The sequence below is a fragment of the Streptococcus sanguinis genome, assembly GCF_020729765.1.
In the GTDB taxonomy this organism is placed as follows: Bacteria; Bacillota; Bacilli; order Lactobacillales; family Streptococcaceae; genus Streptococcus; species Streptococcus sanguinis_Q.
In genome coordinates this window covers 22,550-46,003 of the sequence record NZ_JAJEPD010000012.1, presented here as the reverse complement: position 1 = coordinate 46,003, position 23,454 = coordinate 22,550, and the positions used below count along the sequence as shown (strand labels likewise).

General features: G+C 42.0%; 19 protein-coding genes. All 19 read left to right on the top strand.

The window, feature by feature from the left end; all coding sequences use genetic code 11:
- The first annotated feature begins 55 nt into the window (after positions 1 to 55).
- The 19 genes from K4H96_RS00720 to mltG all read left to right on the top strand — a co-directional run bounded on the left by K4H96_RS00720 (position 56) and on the right by mltG (position 23,451).
- Positions 56 to 1,114: an AAA family ATPase gene (locus K4H96_RS00720; protein ID WP_227956307.1), complete on the top strand. Its 1,059-nt coding sequence runs from the start codon at positions 56 to 58 to the stop codon at positions 1,112 to 1,114.
- Positions 1,115 to 1,116: 2 nt separating this feature from the next.
- A complete protein-coding gene (locus K4H96_RS00715; RefSeq protein ID WP_002920531.1) occupies positions 1,117 to 2,097 on the top strand; it encodes a DUF4160 domain-containing protein in 981 nt (326 codons plus the stop codon).
- 14 nt (positions 2,098 to 2,111) lie between these two features.
- Positions 2,112 to 3,332 (top strand): DNA cytosine methyltransferase, encoded by a 1,221-nt coding sequence (gene dcm / locus K4H96_RS00710; protein WP_042763165.1) that lies wholly within the window; start codon positions 2,112 to 2,114, stop codon positions 3,330 to 3,332.
- A gap of 70 nt (positions 3,333 to 3,402) precedes the next feature.
- The gene (locus K4H96_RS00705) at positions 3,403 to 4,977 is read left to right on the top strand and encodes a hypothetical protein (RefSeq protein ID WP_227956305.1); all 1,575 of its coding nucleotides are present in this window, start codon (positions 3,403 to 3,405) and stop codon (positions 4,975 to 4,977) included.
- Between the two features lie 128 nt (positions 4,978 to 5,105).
- Complete coding sequence (gndA, locus tag K4H96_RS00700; RefSeq protein WP_223337315.1) at positions 5,106 to 6,530, top strand: NADP-dependent phosphogluconate dehydrogenase; 1,425 nt, start codon at positions 5,106 to 5,108, stop codon at positions 6,528 to 6,530.
- A gap of 9 nt (positions 6,531 to 6,539) precedes the next feature.
- Positions 6,540 to 7,229, top strand: coding sequence for a response regulator transcription factor (locus K4H96_RS00695; protein ID WP_002903255.1), 690 nt, complete (start codon positions 6,540 to 6,542; stop codon positions 7,227 to 7,229).
- Positions 7,230 to 7,516: 287 nt separating this feature from the next.
- Positions 7,517 to 9,709, top strand: coding sequence for a PTS transporter subunit IIBC (locus K4H96_RS00690; protein ID WP_223337314.1), 2,193 nt, complete (start codon positions 7,517 to 7,519; stop codon positions 9,707 to 9,709).
- 17 nt (positions 9,710 to 9,726) lie between these two features.
- On the top strand, positions 9,727 to 10,542 hold the full coding sequence (locus tag K4H96_RS00685; RefSeq protein WP_223337312.1) for an endonuclease/exonuclease/phosphatase family protein: 816 nt from the start codon (positions 9,727 to 9,729) through the stop codon (positions 10,540 to 10,542).
- A 170-nt stretch (positions 10,543 to 10,712) separates the two neighbouring features.
- Complete coding sequence (gene nrdR, locus K4H96_RS00680; RefSeq protein WP_002894570.1) at positions 10,713 to 11,186, top strand: transcriptional regulator NrdR; 474 nt, start codon at positions 10,713 to 10,715, stop codon at positions 11,184 to 11,186.
- Positions 11,187 to 12,341, top strand: coding sequence for a replication initiation and membrane attachment family protein (locus K4H96_RS00675; protein ID WP_223337310.1), 1,155 nt, complete (start codon positions 11,187 to 11,189; stop codon positions 12,339 to 12,341).
- On the top strand, positions 12,342 to 13,241 hold the full coding sequence (dnaI, locus tag K4H96_RS00670; RefSeq protein ID WP_223337308.1) for a primosomal protein DnaI: 900 nt from the start codon (positions 12,342 to 12,344) through the stop codon (positions 13,239 to 13,241).
- Positions 13,238 to 13,954: an NADPH-dependent oxidoreductase gene (locus K4H96_RS00665; protein ID WP_223337306.1), complete on the top strand. Its 717-nt coding sequence runs from the start codon at positions 13,238 to 13,240 to the stop codon at positions 13,952 to 13,954. Before dnaI ends, K4H96_RS00665 begins: the two co-directional genes overlap by 4 nt.
- A 42-nt stretch (positions 13,955 to 13,996) precedes the next feature.
- On the top strand, positions 13,997 to 15,307 hold the full coding sequence (der, locus tag K4H96_RS00660; RefSeq protein WP_011837375.1) for a ribosome biogenesis GTPase Der: 1,311 nt from the start codon (positions 13,997 to 13,999) through the stop codon (positions 15,305 to 15,307).
- A 124-nt stretch (positions 15,308 to 15,431) separates the two neighbouring features.
- Entirely contained in the window at positions 15,432 to 18,533 is a 3,102-nt protein-coding gene (locus tag K4H96_RS00655) for a DEAD/DEAH box helicase (protein WP_223337304.1), read from the top strand.
- Between the two features lie 54 nt (positions 18,534 to 18,587).
- The gene (locus K4H96_RS00650) at positions 18,588 to 19,247 is read left to right on the top strand and encodes a cystathionine gamma-synthase (RefSeq protein WP_223337302.1); all 660 of its coding nucleotides are present in this window, start codon (positions 18,588 to 18,590) and stop codon (positions 19,245 to 19,247) included.
- Between the two features lie 280 nt (positions 19,248 to 19,527).
- A complete protein-coding gene (gene murC / locus K4H96_RS00645; protein WP_223337300.1) occupies positions 19,528 to 20,862 on the top strand; it encodes a UDP-N-acetylmuramate--L-alanine ligase in 1,335 nt (444 codons plus the stop codon).
- An 11-nt stretch (positions 20,863 to 20,873) separates the two neighbouring features.
- The gene (locus K4H96_RS00640) at positions 20,874 to 21,386 is read left to right on the top strand and encodes a GNAT family N-acetyltransferase (protein WP_223337298.1); all 513 of its coding nucleotides are present in this window, start codon (positions 20,874 to 20,876) and stop codon (positions 21,384 to 21,386) included.
- Positions 21,386 to 21,901, top strand: a complete 516-nt coding sequence (locus K4H96_RS00635) for a GNAT family N-acetyltransferase (RefSeq protein ID WP_223337291.1) — start codon at positions 21,386 to 21,388, stop codon at positions 21,899 to 21,901. The genes K4H96_RS00640 and K4H96_RS00635 overlap by 1 nt, the downstream gene beginning before the upstream one ends.
- Positions 21,902 to 21,951: 50 nt before the next feature.
- Complete coding sequence (gene mltG, locus K4H96_RS00630) at positions 21,952 to 23,451, top strand: endolytic transglycosylase MltG (protein WP_223337288.1); 1,500 nt, start codon at positions 21,952 to 21,954, stop codon at positions 23,449 to 23,451.
- The last annotated feature ends 3 nt before the right edge of the window (positions 23,452 to 23,454 follow it).

Here is a 23,454-nt window from a genome sequence, read left to right as displayed (position 1 = left end):
AAAACATTATTGTCATCCCTAAGTGAAATTATGGAAAAATTATTGAGGGAAATTAATGTTTAAACAGCTAAAAGTAAAATCGTTTAAAAGTGTTACAGATGTTGAAATAAAACTAAAAAAATTGAATCTTTTTTTAGGAACGAATTCATCTGGAAAATCCTCCGTTCTCCAATCTATTCTAGTACTTTCTCAGGCAGATAAATTGAATTATAAGAATGATGAAATGACTACAAATACTGTTCTGAATGGTGATTTTATTAGGCTTGGTAATTACAATGAAATAAAAAGTAAGAAGGCGACAGATGATATACAAATTTCACTTAGGGATGACAATAATGTTTTTAAATTAAGTATTTCACGTGATATTGTTTATTATGATGTAAATGAACATTTTTTTAACAWAGTAAAGTATATATCAGCAGATAGAATTGGTGCAAAAGATGTTTACCCAGAATCCTTTTCAGAAGAACAGTATTTTCAATCAAATGGTCAATATTTATTTTCGTTTCTTCAGAAAAATAAAAAATTATCTTTGAATGAAGATTTTGTTATGAATCAAGATGGTTCGAATACTTTGTTAGTAGAATTGAATTATTGGTTAAATAAAATTCTTGATACTAAATTGAAAATAGAAGAAATTGAACAAACTGATCTTGTGAAAGTTACATATGATGTAAGAGGGAATATAATATCCAATCGTCCTAAAAATTTAGGGACTGGAACTAGTTTTATAATTTCAATATTAATATTGTGTTTAGGTAGTCAAGAAGGAGATGTTTTATTGATTGAAAATCCAGAGTTACATTTACATCCTAAGGCACAATCTGCATTAACAGATTTTTTAATACATATAGCGGAACACAATCGCCAACTTTTTATTGAAACGCATAGTGATCATGTTTTTAATGCAATTAGAGTAGCAATATCAAGAGATCAATCTGATGACAAGAAAAATTCACAAGAATTATTCGGCATTAATTTTGTTGAACTGGACGAAGAATTTAAAACACTAAATCATGAAATTGAAGTAAAAGGAAAAGGAGATGTTATCAATCCGCAAGATGGATTATTTGATCAATTCGATAATGATTTATTGAGGATGCTGGGGTTATAGTTATGGAGCTGATTATAAATGACTCTTCGTTGAATCAACAATATAGAAATGTTTATGAATTTAAACAATATCTAGATAATATCTTTATTCCTCTCTATACTACATTAACTCGAGAGAAAAATGTTTTATTTTCAAAGTCTGATTTATATTCCTCTAAGATTACTAGTCAAGACACTTTTCATGATTTTTTAACTGGGAAAGTAGGTAAAGGGTTAACGTCTAGACAAAAATTACTATCTTTGATTCATCATTCGCATTACTGGGATCTTGATTCAAAAATTAATAATACCATCTCCTACCAATGGAAAGAAAATAAAGCATTTGATGTAAAGGCATTATACGAAGCCTCTGAACGGGATAAATTACTTATTTCTTTTTACTCAGATAGTTTTGATGTTTTTAAAAAGTTATCTATGACTGTTGTAAAAAGTCATCAAGAAGAAATTATAGTACATAATTTCATAGATTTACCATCTTACGAAGTTTTTTCAAAAAAAGAAAGTGAAAAGAAAATTACAATTGATCATACGAAACAGTATCATGCTGTGGTTTATAAAAATGAGCAAAATCATCCTCCGCATTTTCATATTTTATATCAGGGGGAAAAGCGGGGGGCATACCAACTCCCCGGGTTAGAAGAAAGAGATATTTCTTTTCCAAAAAAAGATAAAAAGAAAATTGATGGTTGGATAAAAGGAAATTTTCAACAGTTAATTGACTGTTGGAACACAGTACATCCAGATAGATTGATTAACAAAATACCTATTAACTCTGAATATTCCTTGGTTTTCTCAATCCAAGATGATCAAAATAATATTCAAATAGAATATTGTGGTAGTTCTTTGGGTACATATTGGTTTGATACAAAAGAACTTAAAGATATACATTTTCCTACAAGTGATATACAGATGATTAAACGGTTTATTGAAGATAAAGAGACGGAGTTAATTGATTTATGGAATAAATTACATATAAAAAAATGAAAGCAGGTAACTACATGACAAATTCTGTAAGTTCGGACCACTCTGAGAAGTACAACATTGCAGCTTTCTTCTCAGGTGTTGGGGGAATTGAGTTGGGATTTGAACAGACCAATGAGTTCAGAGTGGTGTATGCCAATGAATTTGATAAGTATGCGCGTCAGACTTATCAGTTAAACCATCCAGATACCTATTTGGATGGTCGTGACATTCACGACGTTCAGCCAGAGGATATTCCAGCTGAGCGCGTGGATGTGATTATGGGAGGTTTCCCATGTCAGGCCTTTAGTATTGCGGGTTATCGCAAGGGCTTTGATGATGATCGTGGCGATCTTTTCTTCGAATTGCTTCGCATGATTGAGTGGCGTAAACCACGTGCTATTTTCATCGAAAACGTCAAAAATATGGTCGGTCATGACCATGGCAATACCTTCAAGGTTATTCGTGAAGCCTTGACCGAGAACAACTACTTCATCAAGTGGAAGGTCCTCAACGGGAAAGACTATGGAAATATTCCACAAAACCGTGAACGGATTTATATTGTTGGTTTTGATACCAAGGAAGCTTATGACTTGTTTGAATTCCCAGAGGAAATCAAGCTGACTACGACTCTTCAGGATGTGATTAACTTTGGTGACCAGTTAGACGAGGTCTACTACTACCGTGAAGGCAAGCAAAATTTCTATGACCAGTTGAAGTTTGAAGTTACCAGCCAGGATACGGTCTACCAGTGGCGCCGTCAGTATGTCCGTGAAAATAAAAACGGAGTTGTTCCTACCCTGACAGCAAACATGGGAACAGGTGGACACAACGTTCCATTGATTTTGACGGATAGTGGTGAGATTCGTAAACTGACACCGAAAGAAACCTTTAATGTTCAAGGCTATCCTAAATCCTTTAAAATTCCAGAAGGAGTTTCTAATGGTCAGCTATACAAACAAGCTGGAAACAGTGTAGTTGTGCCCGTGATTAAGCGCATTGCGGAGAATGTTGCCAAGGCTTTAAACGAAAGTCAACGACAATCTCAGCTTGAACGCTCAGGGAAATTCGCCATTATCTATACCAAGATGAATGGTCAATTTGAAGGGCAATCCTATGTCAAGGATTTTGTAGATAACTATGACCAGGCTCTTGAAAAAATCAAGTCTTATGATGATGGTCTAGCCCTTCTGTCAGATGAAGAGTATTTGAGATTGGTTAAAAAACAAGGGAATCTTGAGTTTTACAGTATCAATTAACGAATATACTAGAAGATTAGTGAAAATCTAATCTTCTTTTGATATACTGAAAATAGAAAAGAGGGTGCTTATGTGGGAACATCTAAAGTCTGAACAAAAAGAAAAATACAAAACCTTAATTACCAACTTCGCTAGCTTGAGTGAAGCTTTCTCTCAAAAGGCAGAATCCGAAGACGAGGGACAAACAGAGAATTATGTAGCTCCAATTGTTAATTCCAAATTTCAGGAGACTGTTTTCCAGAAGTCCTTTAATGCCATAGGGGAAGATATCGSCAATACTTCCTTTGATGTCTCTGTCGTTGTAGATGAAAATCATAAGTACCTAGTGGGTATCAAATCTTTTGGAATTAAGTCAGGGGACCAAAAAATCGCTCAGTTTAAGAAAGACTCTCAAACCTGGACGGACTTGTTGGGTGATATCAAGTTTCATGCAGATATTTCAGCTGATAAAGAAACAGCGGACAAGGAAAACTACCAACGCTATGAAGAGTTGGCACGAAAGATTGCTACTCTGAGAAATCAGAGAATCGAATCCTCCAAGGCACAGATCAAGGGGTTTAACTCAGATTCAGTCAATGTCGAATCAGTTTATCATGTCCTGATGCCGACATCAAAGGGAGAGAATCCTAAGATTTTTGTCGGTGAGACGACTTATTTACCAGTTGATATTGATAATCTGGTCATTAAAGGCTCAACCACGAAAAATACTCCAACCAATTTCCGTTTTACGGATGGGCAACACCACTACAAGTACACAGCAGCTGACAGCCAGCTCCACATGACATTTAACAACAAAGACATTGTGGTAGATACTTGGGACGTCCATTATATCGAAGATCCTATTTCTTTGTTTGAGAATCTTCATTTACTGACAGCTGAAAAGGGACAATCTGATATCCTAGAAACGGTGTCTTGGGTTATCACAGACAAACATGGAAATGTGGAAGAAAACTCTGGTTTTAATGCCTTTAACGGTGGTTCAAAATTAGCCAGAGACGACCGTGAGCCACGGATTTTAAAAATTCAAGATAAATTTAAGGACAGTCTATCTCTAGAAGAACTAGATTTTGTGACCTACTCTTTAGAAGAAATTCTCTTGAAGAAATGGACCAGCAAGAAAGAAAAAGCTCAGATGAAGGCTATTCGTGAGCGCTTGATTAACTTTGTCCACGAGACTGGCAACGAAAAACTCATTAAAGAAATTGAACAGTTAGTTTATCGTCCAGTTAGCGAAGTTTACATTCCGCTACCTGACTCCAAGAACTTCCATGATGAAAGACCAAATTTCTTTGGTCCTGGATTTGGGACTTTTGAACCTGGCACTAAAAAACTAGCTCTGCCCAAAGAAGAAAGAACTTTTAAACTACGATTCTTATCTTCTGGTGATATCATCAATGCCTACATAAACCAAGAAGCTGGTAAGGCGATTCAATCAACTGATAAGCAAGAAATTCTTGGAAAGTGGATTTTGCGTGGTGTTTTCCAGTTGAAAGAACGAGAAGTCTTGACAGGTCAACGACTCAATGAACTTGAAATCAACGGTATTCGCTTAACTAAGTTTAAAAATGGTGAAATCGGTATTGAATTCATCTGGATTGATACCGAAACCCCACCTAGTGATGCCATCGGCTGGGTAAGTAAATAGAATAATAATGATAGTTGTTGAAGATACTGTTTTTCTATCCCTCCCCCCTTTCATAAGTCTCCGACTTAATACTTTCTTTTAAGCCTTAAAAATGATAAAATAAGACAAACAAACTATAGGAGAACATAATGACTAAAGCAAATTTTGGTGTTGTTGGTATGGCTGTTATGGGCCGTAACCTTGCCCTAAATATCGAATCTCGTGGCTATACAGTTGCCATCTATAATCGCTCAGCAAATAAGACAGAGGACGTCATTGCCTCTCATCCTGAGAAAAATTTTGTGCCTAGCTATGATGTGGAGTCTTTTGTGAACTCTATCGAAAACCCACGTCGGATTATGCTGATGGTTCAAGCTGGTCCTGGTACAGATGCGACTATTCAAGCGCTTCTCCCTCACTTGGATAAGGGTGATATCCTGATTGACGGTGGGAATACTTTCTACAAAGATACTATTCGCCGTAATGAAGAGTTGGCCAACTCTGGTATCAACTTCATCGGTACAGGTGTTTCCGGTGGCGAAAAGGGCGCATTGGAAGGTCCGTCTATCATGCCAGGTGGTCAAAAAGAAGCTTATGAGTTGGTAGCCGATGTCTTGGAAGAAATCTCTGCTAAAGCTCCTGAAGACGGCGAACCATGTGTGACTTATATCGGTCCTGATGGCGCCGGTCACTATGTAAAAATGGTCCATAACGGAATCGAATATGGAGATATGCAGCTTATCGCTGAGAGTTATGACCTGATGCAGCACTTGCTAGGCCTTTCAGCTAGTGAAATGGCAGACATCTTCACAGAGTGGAACAAAGGCGAGCTGGACAGCTATCTGATTGAGATTACAGCGGATATCTTGACCCGTAAGGACGATGAAGGTCAAGCTGGCCCAATCGTTGACTATATTCTGGATGCGGCTGGCAATAAGGGAACTGGTAAGTGGACCAGTCAATCTTCTTTGGATCTAGGTGTGCCGCTGCCATTGATTACAGAGTCAGTCTTTGCGCGTTACATTTCTACCTACAAAGATGAGCGTGTGGCTGCTAGCAAGGTATTGCCAAAACCAGCTGCTTTCACCTTTGAGGGAGATAAGGCAGAGTTGATTGAAAAGATCCGCCAGGCTCTTTACTTCTCAAAAATCATGTCTTATGCTCAAGGTTTTGCTCAATTGCGTGTAGCTTCTAAGGAAAATAATTGGAATCTGCCGTTCGGTGAGATTGCTTCTATCTGGCGTGCTGGCTGTATCATCCGTGCCCGCTTCCTTCAGAAAATTACAGACGCTTACGGCCGTGATGCTGACCTTGCAAACCTACTCTTAGATGAATACTTCATGGATATTACGGCTAAGTATCAGCAGGCAGTACGTGATGTTGTCAGCTTAGCTGTGCAAGCGGGAGTACCAGTGCCAACCTTCTCCAGTGCCATTGCTTACTTTGATAGCTACCGTGCGGAAAATCTGCCAGCTAATCTGATTCAGGCACAGCGTGATTACTTTGGTGCTCATACATATAACCGTAAAGACAAAGAAGGTACCTACCACTATTCTTGGTACGACGAAAAATAGGATAGGCCTATGGCAAAGCGAATTTTACTAGTAGAAAATGAAAAAAATCTTGCCCGATTTGTGAGTTTGGAACTGCAAAAGGAAAGCTTTCTTGTAGATTTAGCTGAGACTGGTCAAGAGGGGCTAGCTCTGGCTAAAGATGCCGATTATGACTTGCTTCTGCTCAACTATAATCTTCAGGATATGACTGCCAGCGACTTTGCTCAGCAGCTGAGTTTGATTAAGCCAGCGTCCGTCATTATCGTCCTGGCTAGTCGCGAAGAGATTGCAGAGCAGCAGGAAGCAATCCAGCATTTTGCCGTTTCATACGTAGTCAAGCCTTTCATTATCAGTGACTTAGTGGAGCGTGTCTCTGTCATTTTCCGCGGGCGTGACTTTATCGACCAGCACTGCAGCCTCTTGAAAATTCCGACCTCTTATAGGAATCTGCGAGTGGATATTAAAAATCACACGGTTTACCGTGGCGAGGAAGTTATCGCACTGACGCGGCGGGAGTACGATCTGTTGGTGACCCTTATGGGCAGCAATAAGGTCATGAGCCGTGAGCAGCTGCTGGAGCGTGTCTGGAAGTACGAGAGTGCAACGGAGACCAACGTTGTAGATGTTTATATTCGTTATCTGCGCAGTAAAATTGATGTGGAAGGGCAGCCAAGCTATATCAGAACCGTTCGCGGTGTTGGTTATGCCATGCAAGAATAAAAATTCAAAACTCTGTTCTCCTTAGGGAGACGGAGTTTTTTGCGCTTGTTACAGTATTGATAGGAGAAATAATGCGGACTTTCTGATTATTCTATGCAATCGTTTTCGTTAAAATATAGCAAAAATATGTCTCGTAAAAAGGGATTTTAGCCTTTGGAATGCAAAAAAAGAGAAAATATTTTTATAAAAGCCTTTACAAAATAAAAAATCGTGCTATAATAGAAGTATCGACATGCAAACGATTTCACAAAAACGGACTTGTTTGCAAAAAATATAAGGAGGTCTGAATGATGAAAGATTCATTCAAGAACATTTTTAGCTTTGAATTTTGGCAAAAATTCGGTAAAGCTTTGATGGTGGTCGTTGCTGTTATGCCGGCAGCAGGACTGATGATTAGTATCGGTAAATCGATCCCGATGATTAATCCAAATCTAGGTGTTTTAGTCACTATCGGCGGTGTCTTAGAGCAGATTGGTTGGGGGGTTATCGGTAACCTGCATATCCTCTTTGCTTTGGCTATTGGTGGAAGCTGGGCAAAAGAACGCGCAGGCGGTGCCTTCGCAGCAGGTCTGTCCTTTATCCTGATTAACCGTATCACTGGTGTTATGTTTGGTGTTACCAGCGATATGCTCTCAGATAAGGCTGCTGTAGTTAAAACAATGTTTGGCGCATCTATTAAGGTTTCTGATTATTTCATCAGCGTTCTGGAGTCACCAGCTCTGAACATGGGTGTCTTTGTCGGAATTATCGCTGGTTTTGTTGGAGCGACAGCTTATAACAAATACTATAATTTCCGTAAATTGCCAGATGCTTTGTCATTCTTCAATGGTAAGCGTTTTGTACCTTTCGTTGTTATCTTGCGCTCAGTAATCGTGGCAATTGTTTTGTCATTCGTATGGCCAGTTGTTCAATCAGGTATCAACAGCTTTGGTATTTGGATTGCTAACTCACAAGATACTGCACCAGTTTTAGCACCATTCATCTATGGTACTTTGGAACGTCTCTTGCTTCCATTTGGTTTGCACCACATGTTGACCATTCCGATGAACTACACAGAATTAGGTGGTGTTTATCACGTTATTACTGGTTCTGGTGCGGGAACAACTGTAGCTGGTCAAGATCCACTATGGTTGGCTTGGGTAACTGACTTGGTTGGTACGAAATCAGCTGATCCTTCTACTTACCAACACTTGCTTGATACAGTTCATCCAGCTCGATTCAAGGTTGGTCAGATGATTGGTTCATTCGGTATCCTTATGGGGGTAGCGGCGGCTATCTATCACAATGTAGATGCTGACAAGAAGCACAAATACAAAGGTATGATGATTGCGACTGCTTTGGCAACCTTCTTGACAGGGGTTACTGAGCCAATCGAGTACATGTTCATGTTCGTTGCAACACCGCTGTATATCATTTATGCATTTGTACAAGGTGCTGCGTTTGCAATGGCTGACATCGTTAACCTTCGTGTGCACTCATTCGGTTCTATCGAATTCTTGACCCGTACTCCTATGGCCATCAATGCTGGCTTAGGAATGGATATCATCAACTTCATCTGGGTAACTATCCTCTTTGGTGTTGTGATGTACCTCATTTCTAACTTCATGATCAAGAAGTTCAACTACGCAACTCCAGGACGTAATGGTAACTATGAAACAGCAGACGGTTCAGATGAAGCTTCTTCATCAGAGTCAACTGGTGGTAAAGTTGCTGAAGCATCTCAAGCAGTAAATGTTATCAACCTTCTGGGTGGTCGCGCTAATATCGTAGATGTAGATGCATGTATGACTCGTCTGCGTGTGACTGTCAAAGATGCTGAAAAAGTTGGAACAGAAGAACAGTGGAAAGCTGAAGGCGCTATGGGCTTGGTTATGAAAGGCCAAGGCGTTCAGGCTATCTACGGACCAAAAGCCGACGTTCTCAAATCTGATATTCAAGACTTGTTGGATTCTGGTGAAGTGATTCCTGAAACACTTCCTAGCCAAAAAGCAGAATCAGCAGCTGCCGAAGTTACTTACAAAGGTGTGACTGAGGAGGTTGAAACTGTTGCGGACGGTCAAGTCATTGACTTGGCAAACGTTAAAGATCCAGTCTTCTCACAAAAAATGATGGGCGACGGATTTGCAGTTGAGCCTGAAAACGGTAAGATTTATTCACCAGTTGCTGGTACTGTAACTAGCGTCTTCCCTAGCAAGCATGCTATCGGTCTTGTGACAGATAACGGCTTAGAAGTCTTGGTACATATTGGTTTGGAAACTGTCAGCCTTGAAGGTAAACCTTTCGAAGTTCATATTTCTGAAGGTCAAAAGGTTGTAGCTGGAGATCTTCTAGTCACAGCTGACTTGGAAGCAATCAAGGAAGCAGGACGTGAAACTTCAACAATCGTAGTCTTCACAAATGCAGCAGCTATCAAGTCTGTGACAGTAGAAAAACTTGGTCAAGCATCTGCTAAGACAGTTGTTGCTAAGGTTGAATTGTAATATAGAAAAGAGAAATCATGGCAAAATTCCTGACATTAAATACTCATAGTTGGATGGAAGAAGAGCAAGAAACCAAGCTTAATCAGCTTGCGGAACGCATTCTTCAAGAAAAATATGATGTCATTTGCCTGCAGGAAGTCAATCAATTAACGGAGTCTGAACAGGTTGTTCAGGCTCCTTTCTATCAGGCGGTTGAGGGTGCAATTGAGATCCATCAAGACCATTTTGCTCTATGTCTGGTAGAAAAGTTGGCTGAGGCAGGACTGGACTATCATTGGTCCTGGGCCTATAATCATATTGGGTTTGATATTTATAACGAAGGAGTGGCAATCCTATCTAGAAATCCTATGGCTCCTAGAGAAGTTCTGGTATCAGAGGCTAATGATCCTACGGATTACCATACCCGCAAGGTCTTGCTAGCCGAGACTGAGGTAGAAGGTCAATTGCTGACAATCGCCTCCTGCCATCTGTCTTGGTGGGACAAAGGCTTTCAGGGGGAATGGGCTAAGCTTGAAGCAGAGCTTCTCAAGGTTAAAACTCCTCTGGTCCTCATGGGCGATTTCAACAATCCGGTCGGCCAGCAAGGCTACCAGACCATCTTAGCCAGTCCGCTGAAGCTGCAGGATAGTCATATTGCTGCAAAAGAAATTGTTGGAGAGGCAACTGTAGAAGGGACTATCGCAGGCTGGGATGATAATAAGCATGCTCTGAAGATTGATTATGTTTTCACTAGTCAAGGGATGAACATTGAGCGCTCCGCTGTCGTTTTTGACGGTAAAGAAACCCCTGTTGTCAGTGACCACTTTGGTTTAGAAGTGCAAGTGGCATTATAATAGTAAAAAGATGAGGCAAGACTGAGAATGCAACAGATTTGTCTCGCTTTTTATTTTTGATAAACACATTTTTAGAGCAAAATGGTGAAATATTACCCTCCAAACGGCTGTCTTTTGTTATTCTTGAAAACGTGTTATAATGAAGTATTAGGATTCTAGGAGGAAATGGTATGCGTTGTCCGAAATGTGGTGGGAATAAATCAAGTGTAGTAGATAGTAGACAGGCAGAAGATGGAAATACAATCCGCCGCCGTCGTGAGTGTGAGGAATGTCAACACCGCTTTACGACCTACGAGCGTGTTGAAGAGAGAACCCTAGTTGTTGTCAAGAAGGACGGGACACGCGAGCAATTTTCTCGGGATAAGATTTTTAACGGTATTATTCGCTCCGCTCAAAAGCGGCCAGTATCTAGTGACGAAATAGAAGAGATTGTCAACCGAATCGAGCAAAAGGTCCGCAGTCAGAGCGATAATGAAATCAATAGTGAATATATTGGATCCTTAGTCATGGATGAACTGGCCGAGCTGGATGAAATCACCTACGTTCGTTTCGCCAGTGTTTACCGGAGTTTCAAGGATGTGGGAGAGCTAGAAAGCCTGCTCAAGCAGATTACTAAGGGGTCCAAGAAGAAAAAGGACAAATAAATGAAACCGAACCATCAGTTTTCTTTCTTGCGCAATAATGCAGTCAGCCCAGATATTGCTATTTTGACCAAGCTCTATCTGCCGATTTTGGGGAGAGAAGCAGTAGCACTTTATCTTTATCTGCTGTCTTTTGGGGATAATGGGCAAAAGCAGCACCTCTTCAGTCAGATTCTTAATCATTTAGATTTTGGACTTAATATTTTAGAAGAAAGTTTTGAGCGTTTAGCGGCGATTAAGCTAGTAGATCTTTATCAAACAGATGACCACTATCTGGTTCAACTCCACCCGACCTTAACGGCGGAGGAATTTTTCAGCCATAATGTGTACAGCCGGCTCTTGGAAAAGAAAATCGGAGAAGCTGCTGCAGAAGCCCTGCGACCAGAAAATCCTAGCGGAGAGAAATTGGTCAAGCCTTTTATGCAGGTGTTTGGTATGGAAGCTGAGCAAGCAAGGGCAGTGCGAAAGGCCAATGATTTTGACTTGGAGTATTTCAAGCAACGGATGGCTCAGGACAATCTTCGCTTTGCCAATGAAAAGGAAGATGTGCTAGAATTGTTTGCAATTGCTGAGCAGAAGAAGTGGACTTGGTATGAGACCTACGTTTTGGCTAGAGAAACTGCTGTTTCTCAGGTTATTTCGACCAAGCGGATGAAGCAAAAGCTAGCTCAGAAGCCAGCAGAAGGTCAGTTTTCTAAGCAAGAGCAGTCTATTATCCAAGAAGCGAAGCGAACATCGCCAATGGTCTTTCTGGCAGAAATTAAAAAAACCCGTCAGGCTGCTATTACGAGAACGGAGAGAAAGCTTTTGCTAGATTTAGCTGAATTAGGCCTTTTGGACGAGGTTATCAACGTAATCTTGCTCTTGACCTTTAATAAGGTGGATTCAGCCAATCTCAATGAAAAGTATGCCCTCAAGGTAGCCAATGATTTTTCTTATCAAAAGGTGACGACAGCTGAGGAAGCTGTCTTGAAAATCCGTGAGCGCAACCAGCAGCCCCAGAACCGTCCAGCTAAATCTGGACAAGGCTCTACCAAGTCTAACGTACCTGACTGGAGTCAGCCAGATTATAAAAATGAAACGAGTGCAGAGAAGCAGGCCGAGCTAGAAGAGCAGAAACGTCGGCTCTTAGCCAAACTTGAAGGAGGAGGCGAATAAATGGAGAAAGTAGGACAGAATATGCCTCATATGAATAGGGTGCGGCAGTTTGACTATCAGGAGCTGGTCAAGCAAATCATGGCAGACCCGGATGTGGCAGCCTTTATCCAGCAGGAAAAGCTGACCCAAGCTGAGATTCAGCGCAGTGTCTCCAAGTTTAACCAGTATATTACGGAACGCAACCGTTTCTTGCTGGGGGACGAGACCTATATTGCTAAAGGCTATAAGCCAATCTTGGTGAAAAATGAAGGCTATGCGGATGTTGCCTATGAAGAGACGCCTGAGTTGATTGAGCAGGAGAGACAGGAGGCTATTAGAAGCCGTCTCAATCTTATCAGTCTACCAGTCAGTCTCAAGGAAGCAAGCCTGGCACAGGTGGATCTGGATGATGTTGGCCGCTACAAAGCTTTTGAACTGTTGACCAACTTTGTTGCTGAGTTTCCTCATTATCAGAAGGCTGTTTATCTCTACGGTGATTTTGGGGTAGGGAAGAGCTACATGATGGCTGCTCTGGCGCATGATTTGTCAGAAAAACGCAGTGTTTCAACGACTTTGCTACATTACCCAAGCTTTGTTTTGGATGTGAAGAATGCGATCAGTTCCGGCTTGGTCAAGGAGAAGATTGACCAGGTCAAGACAGCTCAAGTACTGATTTTGGACGATATCGGTGCAGAGCAGTCTAGTCCCTGGATGCGAGATGAGATTTTGCAGGTCATTCTCCAGCACCGCATGCAGGAAAATCTGCCAACCTTCTTTACTTCTAACTTTAGTTTTGCGGATTTGGAGCGTCACTTTGCCAGCTCTAAGAATGGCGATGAGACTTGGCAGGCCAAGCGGGTTATGGAACGAATTAAGTTTTTGGCTCAGGAGGTGCGCCTAGAAGGAGAGAACCGCCGATGAATGAAACAATTAACTTGATGAAAGCTCATACGTCTGTCCGCCGCTTTACGGAGGAGCAGATTTCGGATAAGGAATTACGTGCTATCATTGATGCTGGGCGGGCTGCGTCCAGCTGGAAGAATTTTCAGTCTTATTCTATCATTGTGGTGCGAAGCAAAGAGAAAAAAGAAGCCCTCTTTGACCTAGTGCCTCAAGAAGCCATTCGACAGTCTTCGGCCTTCTTGCTTTTTGTTGGCGACCTCAATCGTGCTCAAAAGGGCGTTCACATGCATACGGAAGACTTTTATCCTGAGGGACCGGAGAATCTCCTGATTAGCTCGGTAGATGCAGCTCTAGCGGGGCAAAATACCCTGTTAGCAGCTGAAAGTTTAGGCTATGGCGGGGTAATCATTGGACTGGTTCGTTATGCTGCTAGTCAAATAGCGGAGCTTTTCAAACTGCCGGACTACACTTATCCTGTCTTTGGGATTGCTCTGGGAACTCCCAACCAGAACCATGCAGTCAAGCCACGTCTGCCTTATGAAGCAGTGGTCTTTGAGGAAGAATATCGTGAACAGGATTGTGCAACTATTCAAGCCTATGACTGCGTACAGACTGAATATGCTGGCGAGCGAGCTAAGGAAACCTGGAGTCAGCGCCTAGCTGCCCAATTTGGTCAGGAGCCAAATCAGGCTATTGACCAACTGTTCAAAGAAAAGAAATTAGAAAAATAGGGTGGAGTTTGGCTCTGTCCTAAAGAATGAAAGAGGAAAAACATGGCCTTACCAACTATTGCCATTGTCGGCCGTCCTAATGTCGGCAAATCAACGCTCTTCAATCGGATTGCCGGTGAGCGGATTTCCATTGTGGAAGATGTTGAAGGGGTGACCCGCGACCGAATTTATGCAACCGCAAACTGGCTCAACCGTAAGTTTAGTATTATTGATACGGGCGGAATTGACGATGTTGACGCACCTTTTATGGAGCAAATCAAACACCAAGCTGAGATCGCCATGGACGAAGCAGATGTTATCGTTTTTGTTGTGTCTGGCAAGGAAGGTATTACAGATGCGGACGAGTATGTGGCTCGCATGCTCTATAAGACTCATAAGCCGATTATTTTAGCGGTCAATAAGGTTGACAATCCCGAAATGCGCAATGAAATTTTTGATTTCTATGCGCTGGGATTGGGTGATCCATTCCCAGTTTCCTCAGTTCACGGGATTGGTACAGGGGATGTTCTGGACGCTATTGTTGAAAACCTGCCAAATGAAGAAGTCGTCGAAAATCCTGATATGATTAAGTTTAGCTTGATTGGCCGGCCTAATGTCGGCAAGTCAAGCTTGATAAATGCTATCTTGGGTGAGGAACGGGTCATTGCCAGTCCTGTGGCTGGTACTACGCGCGACGCTATTGATACGGTCTTTACAGACAGTGAAGGTCAGGAATTTACCATGATTGACACGGCTGGTATGCGCAAGTCAGGCAAGGTCTATGAAAATACGGAAAAATACTCTGTCATGCGGGCCATGCGGGCCATTGACCGCTCAGATGTCGTTTTGATGGTGCTTAATGCTGAAGAAGGAATTCGTGAGTACGACAAGCGAATCGCTGGCTTTGCCCATGAAGCAGGAAAAGGGATTGTCATCGTTGTCAATAAGTGGGATACACTGGAAAAAGACAACCATACCATGAAAGACTGGGAAGAAGATATTCGTGACCAGTTCCAGTATCTGTCTTATGCACCGATTATCTTTGTCTCTGCCCTGACCAAGCAGCGTCTCCATAAGCTGCCGGACATGATTAAGCAGATTAGTCAAAGCCAAAACACGCGTATTCCGTCAGCAGTGCTTAATGACGTTATCATGGATGCTATCGCGATTAATCCGACACCGACTGACAAGGGCAAGCGCCTCAAGATTTTCTATGCGACTCAAGTAGCGACCAAACCGCCAACCTTTGTCATCTTTGTCAACGAAGAAGAGCTTATGCACTTCTCTTACCTGCGTTTCTTGGAAAATCAAATCCGCAAGGCCTTTGTCTTTGAAGGAACTCCGATTCACTTGATTGCAAGGAAGCGGAAGTAGGGATTGTAAAGTATTGATTTTAAATTATATTTATAGTTGAGAATAAAAGTAAGCATAAATGCTTACTTTTATTTTTTATATCGAAAGTATGGTATAATGGTGAGATAAATATAAGGTGGTAATTATGGCAAAATTAATTCCTGGTAAGATTCGGACAGAAGGAATAAACTTAGCCGAAGCTGGAAAAATTGAAATTATAGAAGCCAAGGATTCTTTTTTATACACTCGGATTGATGAACAAAATTTACGGTATAGTTTAAATGATGATGCTATTTTTTGTTCCTGCGATTTTTTTAAAAAGAAAAAATACTGTGCTCATTTAGCTGGTTTAGAATATTTTCTAAAAAATGATATAGATGGTAAGACTTTTTTGGAAAATATGGAGAAAAAAGAAACTTCACAGCAGGAAACACAAAAATTAGTATCTTTCGGAAGTTTATTTCTAGATAAAATCTTTTCTGAAAAATCTAAAGAGGATATTCGATATGAATTATCTGCTTTTGGTCAAGAAGATGATTACCTTGGACATATTCTTTGGACTCTGAGAATTTCGCGTTTGCCAGATGAACGTTCTTATGTCATTCGAGATATTTTATCTTTTTTGAGGACCATGGTAAAAAAAGGATATTATCAAATTGGAAAAAGCTATTATGAATCAATTAGCTTTGAAGAATTTGATGAGGCTAGTCAGGAACTCCTCATTTTTTTACAGGGGTTAGTAAAGGATTGCCAAGGAAAAGAATCCAATTTAATTTTTCCAAATACAGGACGTAATTTATTTTTTCCTGCAAGTCTATTTGAAGAAGGCGTCAATCTATTAATGAATCTCACTTCATTCCAGTTGGAATGTGGCTTCTATAGTTATAGAGAAGTTATGTTTCAGGATTTTCATGAGGATGCTGGGATTTATCAGTTTAAGGTTGAAGAAAATGCCGATTACTTTGAATTAACGGTTTCAGAAAAGAACTATAAAATGTTATATGATGGTCAGTATATTTTATCTGGCAATACCCTTTACCAATTAAATCATAAACAAATCATTTTAATAAAAGCATTAAGAGATTTACCTATAGCCCAAGACGGGGAAAAGCATTTGCAGTTTGATGGGGCTGATAAAGCTAAACTAGCAAGCAGTTTGTCCATGTTTAGTGAAGTAGGTCGAGTTGTAGCACCGAAATCACTAATGATACACGAATTTACGCCTCACTTTAGTTTTGACATAGCGGAAAATCGGGAAATCGTTTTAACACTCCTTTTTGAATTTGAGGATAGAAAGATAAGGAGTAGAGAAGAACTAGAAAAATTACCTTATGCTAGTGATTTTAATCATGAGCAAGACATTTTTAAAACGATGCTATCTAATGGTTTTTCTGACAATTTTGTCAGTCGACGGTTACCTCTGAAATCGGAGGAGATTTATCATTTCTTTTCTGAAGTTATTCCGTCATTTAGAAAATTGGGTAAGGTTTGGTTATCTGATCAATTGCAGGAGATAGGAGCTTCTACAAAGCCAGATGTTTCAGTTCAACTTAATGGTGGTCTCTTAGATGTTGGTTTCGATTTTGCTGGCATTGCGCAGTCAGAGATTGACGCAGTTCTTGATTCGCTCTTTAAGGAGCAGGACTTCTTTATCAGTAAGTCTGGGCAAGTCTTGATTTTCGATGAAGAGACCAAGGAGATGAGTCGGACTTTGCAGCAGCTGCGGAGTAAGCGGACTAAAAATGGCTTCATTCAGACCAGCAGTCTGGCAGCTTATCAACTGGCAGAGTTTTTTAAGGGCAAGGATAGGGTACAGTTTTCGAAAGATGTGCAGCAGCTGGCCTTTGACCTGACTCACCCTGAGGAATTCCCTCTTCCCCAGCTGCAAGTCAAGGCTGACCTTCGGGATTACCAAGAGACGGGTGTCAAGTGGCTATCCATGCTTGATAAGTATGGCTTCGGTGGCATCTTGGCTGACGATATGGGGCTAGGAAAGACCCTGCAGACGATTTCTTTTCTGAGTTCGCGTATAGATGATTCTAAGAAAGTCTTAATCTTGGCGCCATCCAGCCTGATTTACAACTGGAGCGATGAGTTTGCTAAATTTGCTCCGCATTTGGATGTGGCTGTGGTGTATGGTCTAAAAAATGTTCGTGATGAGCTGATTGCGGAGAAGCATCAGATTACGATTACCAGCTATGCTTCTTTCAGGCAGGATGTGGAAGAATACAAGGATAACCACTTCCAGTATCTGATTTTGGATGAGGCTCAGGTGATGAAGAATGACCAGACCAAGATTGCCCAGTATTTGCGGGATTTTGAAGTGGAGCATACCTATGCCCTTTCTGGGACGCCGATTGAGAATAATCTGGGAGAACTTTGGTCTATTTTCCAGATTGTCATGCCAGGACTTTTGCCAAGCAAAAAGGAATTTTTAAAACTGCCGGCTGAGAAAGTCGCTCGCTATATCAAACCATTTGTCATGCGGCGCAAGAAAGAAGATGTGCTGCAGGAACTGCCTGATTTGATTGAAGTTGCCTATCGCAATGAATTGGCAGATAGCCAGAAGACTATTTATCTGGCTCTGCTCAAACAAATGCAGGACAGAATTATCCATGCGACAGAAGATGAAATCAACCGCAGCAAGATAGAGATTCTGTCAGGTCTTATGCGCCTCCGTCAGATCTGTGATACTCCGAAGCTGTTTATGGAAGATTACGAGGGCGAGAGCGGTAAGCTGGAAAGTTTGCGGGAATTACTTGAACAGATACAAGATGGTAATCGTCGTGTCCTCATATTTTCACAATTTCGTGGTATGCTGGATATTATCGAGAGTGAGCTAGACAAGCTAGGCATGGAGTCCTTTAAGATAACAGGCTCTACTCCGGCCAAGGAGCGTCAGGACATGACAACTGCCTTCAATGACGGCCAACGTTCAGCCTTTCTGATCTCCCTTAAGGCTGGTGGTGTCGGTCTCAATCTGACTGGTGCTGACACAGTTATCTTGGTCGACCTCTGGTGGAATCCAGCGGTTGAAGCCCAGGCCATAGGCCGTGCCCACCGTATCGGTCAGGAGCGCAATGTCGAAGTCTATCGGATGATTACACGAGGCACGATTGAAGAGAAGATACAGGAGTTGCAGGAGAGCAAGCGCAATCTGGTTTCGACTATTCTGGACGGAGCAGAAGCCAAATCCAGTCTCTCTGTGGAGGAAATTCGAGAAATTCTAGGAATTTCGGCAGAATAGCTTGAAAAATAGCCTGAATAGTTTATAATAATGAAGGGTTGAAAGGAAAAAGATATGACTGATAAACAATTTCCTCTGGTGTCAGATGATGAAATCATGCTGACGGAAATGCCGCATATGAATCTTTATGATGAACTGGATCTCATTAGCAATATTACCGGAGACTATACTGACCGTAATTATTTGGAATGGATGCCGATTGTGGACTCCAGCAGGCATGCTCCCATCGCTGCCAGTCAGGCTATCAGAAGACCGCTGCAAAAGCAGTCTGCTTTCAAGGATTTTAAAAAGCCGATTGACAAGAAAGACCCAGCCATTCGTTATGCTGAGCAGGCACGCGAGGAAGCTCGGGCAGATTTGAAAAAGAAGCGTTCAGCGTCTTATCTGACCAGCGACCTTCCGACTAAGGTCCGCAACAGAAAGCTTCCGACAGCTTCTAATGCGGAAAGACCGAAGCCAACAGCCCCTTTTCAAAAGAATACATCGGGCGAATTTACGAAGTTTGGCAACAGGCTTCAGCAGGATAACTATATTTTGGCAGATATTCAGCCTGAGTATAGCCCTCAGCCGCAGGAGCCGGAAGAAAAGCCTAAGAAGAACAATTATGATTTTTTAAAAACCAGTCAGATCTATAATCAGGATAGGGCTAAGGAGGAGCAGTTGAAGCATTCCAAGGCTCAAGAGCTGAACTTGACAGGCTTGGACAGCGAATAAAGCTGGCTTGCTCGAGTCTTTTCTGCCTGCAGTTTTCTGATGTATAAAGGAAATTGCTAGTTGATTATGTAAATGTAAAATCTATCTGCATATAACATCCGTCATCGGTTGAAGAAGACCGATGCTAGAAGCTGAGACTTACTGGTTGGTCCGGCTTCTTTGGTGTTTTGGTGGTGCCTAAAAGCTTGTAAAGAAAGAAAATCCCTGCGGGCTGATGAAGATCTGCGGAGATTTTCCTCTTTGGACTTGCTTTTATGGCCTTGTATCTTAAGGAGTAATCATGACGAAAACCTATCATTTTATCGGGATTAAGGGCTCTGGTATGAGCGCTTTGGCTTTGATGCTGCATCAGATGGGCCATAAGGTTCAGGGCAGTGACGTTGATAAATATTATTTCACTCAGCGCGGTCTGGAGCAGGCTGGCATTTCCATTCTGCCTTTTGATGAAAAGAATATCCAACCAGACTTCGAAATCATTGCCGGCAATGCCTTTCGTCCAGATAACAATGTAGAAATTGCCTATGCAGACGCAAACGGCATCAGCTATAAACGCTACCATGAGTTTTTAGGTAGCTTCATGCGTGACTTTGTCAGCCTGGGAGTGGCTGGTGCCCACGGGAAGACCTCTACAACAGGTATTCTTTCCCACGTTCTGTCCAATATCACGGATACCAGCTATCTGATTGGGGATGGTACAGGCCGCGGTTCTGCCAATGCCAAGTACTTTGTCTTTGAGTCGGACGAGTACGAGCGTCATTTCATGCCTTATCATCCAGAATATTCGATTATTACCAATATCGACTTTGACCATCCGGATTATTTCACGAGCCTGGAAGATGTCTTTAATGCTTTCAATGACTATGCCAAGCAGATTACCAAAGGACTCTTCATTTATGGAGAAGATGAACAGCTGCGCCGAATTACGTCCAAGGCTCCGATTTACTACTATGGCTTCAAGGAAGAGGGCAATGACTTTGTTGCTCACGACCTCTTGCGTTCTACCAGCGGTTCAGGCTTTAAAGTTTCTTTCCGCGGGCAAGAACTGGGTGAGTTCCAGATTCCAAGCTTTGGCCGCCACAACATTATGAATGCGACAGCAGTAATCGGTCTCTTGTATACTGCAGGTCTTGATTTGAATCTAGTTCGGGAGCACCTCAAGACCTTTGGTGGAGTTAAGCGCCGCTTTACTGAAAAGATTGTTAACGAAACAGTTATTATTGATGACTTTGCTCACCATCCGACGGAAATTATTGCGACTCTGGATGCAGCTCGTCAGAAGTATCCAAGCAAGGAAATCGTGGCAATTTTCCAACCGCATACCTTCACTCGGACCATTGCTCTCTTGGACGAATTTGCGGAAGCCCTCAATCAGGCTGACTCAGTTTATTTAGCTCAGATTTACGGATCTGCGCGTGAGGTGGACAATGGCGATGTCAAGGTAGAAGATCTGGCTGAAAAGATTGTGAAGCGGGCCAAGGTTATTGACGTGGATAATGTTTCTCCGCTTCTTGACCACGATAATGCCGTTTATGTCTTTATGGGAGCTGGTGACATCCAGACCTATGAATATTCCTTTGAACGTCTCCTGTCCAATCTGACCAGCAACGTTCAGTAGGAGGAGACTTGATGGAAGCACCGATTCGAATCAGACAGGCCGACTTGAGCGACTGGGAAGAAATTCTTGCAATCGAGCAGCTGAATTTTCCAGCAGCAGAAGCAGCCAGTTCAGAAGTTCTCAAAGAGCGGATTGAGCAGATTCCAGATACTTTTTTGCTAGCAGAGCTGCATGGTCAGCTGGCGGGCTATATTGTTGGACCAGCTGTTCAGGCGCGATATTTGACAGATGATCTCTTTAGCAAGGTGGGTGCTAATTCTCCAGAAGGTGGCTTTATTGCCGTCCAAAGTCTGTCCGTCCATCCGGATTTTCAGAGGCAGGGGGTCGGAACCTTGTTGCTTGCAGCTCTCAAGGAGATAGCTGTTCAGCAAAACCGGCAAGGTATTAGCCTAACCTGTCATGATGACCTGATACCTTATTATGAGATGAATGGCTTCGTCCACGAAGGGATTTCTGATTCAACTCATGGTGGAGCCGTCTGGTCTGATATGGTGTGGGAAAATCCCAATTTTAAGGAGAAGTGATGATTATCCGTCAAGCTCAAATGGCTGACTTAGACGCCATTTATGCGATCGAATTGGAAAATTTCAGTCCAGAAGAGGCTGTTAGCCGAGAAAGTCTAGCAGCTCATATCCAAACCCTATCTTCGACTTTTTTGGTGGCGGAAAAGGATGGTAAGATTCTAGGCTATCTGGAGGGACCTGTTCGTCCAGAACGTTATTTAAAGGACATTTCCTTTACAGAGGAGATTGAAGATTATGGTCATCTGGACGGTGGCTTTATCTCTCTGACCAGCCTTTCTATCTCGAAGGAGGCTCAGGGGATGGGGGTCGGTCGCAAGCTATTGGTAGCTATGAAAGAGATTGCTATAGCAGATGAACGCCATGGCATCAATTTGACCTGTCATGATTACCTAATCGCTTACTACGAGAAGCATGCTTTTGTAAATGAAGGTTTGTCACAATCAACTTACGCAGGTGCTACTTGGTTTGATATGGTCTGGGAAAATCCTAGTCTCAAACTGCAAAAAGACCAATAATAAGCTAGAAAATCCTACTCTTATTGCATTTATCTGACTTTTAAGATATAATGTTAGGGATTATGATGAAGGAGGTCAAATTTTTGACTGAAAAATCACAAGACAAAGAGAAGAATCTGAGCTTTAAAGAGCAGATTTTGAAAGACTTAGCTGGAGAAAAGGAAGAACAAACTCCCTCTTCAACTAGCCAATCAGAAGCGGACGCTGCTTCTGCAAAAGAAACAGCAGCTGCGGACGACTTTGAAGCTAGACCGGCTTCGGTAGATGTTTCCTACAAGGTTGCAGAGAATGAAAAGGCTTACCCTCAGGTCTATGGCCGATTGGATGAGGAAGATAAGAAGCCCAATGAGGTCCTATCTCGGGCTAATCGGGCCAACAACACGGTCAAGAAAAAACGCCAAAATACATTAGCCCGCAGGATTATGACAACGGTTCTGCTGATTGTCCTGCTGGGACTTGTGGTCACAGGAGTTGTCGGCTATACTTATGTATCTTCAGCTCTTAAACCTGTTGATGCAAACGCAACAGAATATGTGACGGTTGAAGTACCAGAAGGCTCTAGCTCTAAGCAGATTGGAGAAATCCTTGAGAAAAAGGGGCTGATTAAAAATGCCCAAGTTTTTAGTCTCTATTCCAAGATTAAAAGCTTTAACAATTACCAGTCCGGCTATTACAATCTCCAGAAGAGCATGGACTTAGATACCATTGCTCGACAGCTTCAGGAAGGTGGAACAGATACACCGCAACCACCAGTTGTTGGTAAGGTTACTATTCCTGAAGGCTACACAGTGGAGCAGATTGCAGAGGCTGTGACGGTTAATGCAGCTGCAACTTCTAAGAAGACTAGTAAGACACCTTTTAGTAAGGAAGATTTCCTAGCTAAGGTGCAGGATGAAGCTTTCATTTCCAAGATGGCGGCTAAATATCCACAGCTGCTGGGCACATTGCCAAGCAAGGACAGTGGAGTCAAGTACCGCTTAGAAGGTTACCTCTTCCCTGCCACTTATAACTATGGTGAGGATGCGGATCTGGAAAGCTTGATTGACCAGATGTTGGGCGCTATGAATACCAATCTGTCTTCTTACTACTCTACTATTGAATCAAAGAACTTGACGGTTAATGAAGTTCTGACTCTTGCTTCTCTGGTGGAAAAAGAAGGTTCGACAGACCAGGACCGTAAAGATATTGCCAGTGTATTTTACAATCGTCTCAATCAAGCGATGCCGCTTCAGAGTAATATCGCTATCCTTTATGCTCAAGGCAAGCTAGGAAAGAAAACGACTCTGAAAGAGGACGCTGAGATTGATACCAATATCGACTCGCCTTTCAATGTCTATAAAAAAGAAGGGCTTATGCCTGGGCCAGTTGATAGTCCCAGCCTATCTGCTCTGGAGGCTACCATTAATCCAAGTAAGACGGACTACCTCTACTTTGTGGCAAATGTTGAAACAGGTGCTGTTTACTTCGCCAATACTTATGAGGAACACGCTAAAAATGTTGAGGAGCATGTCAATAGCAAGCTCACTCAATCCAGCAGCAGTTCTAATTAGACT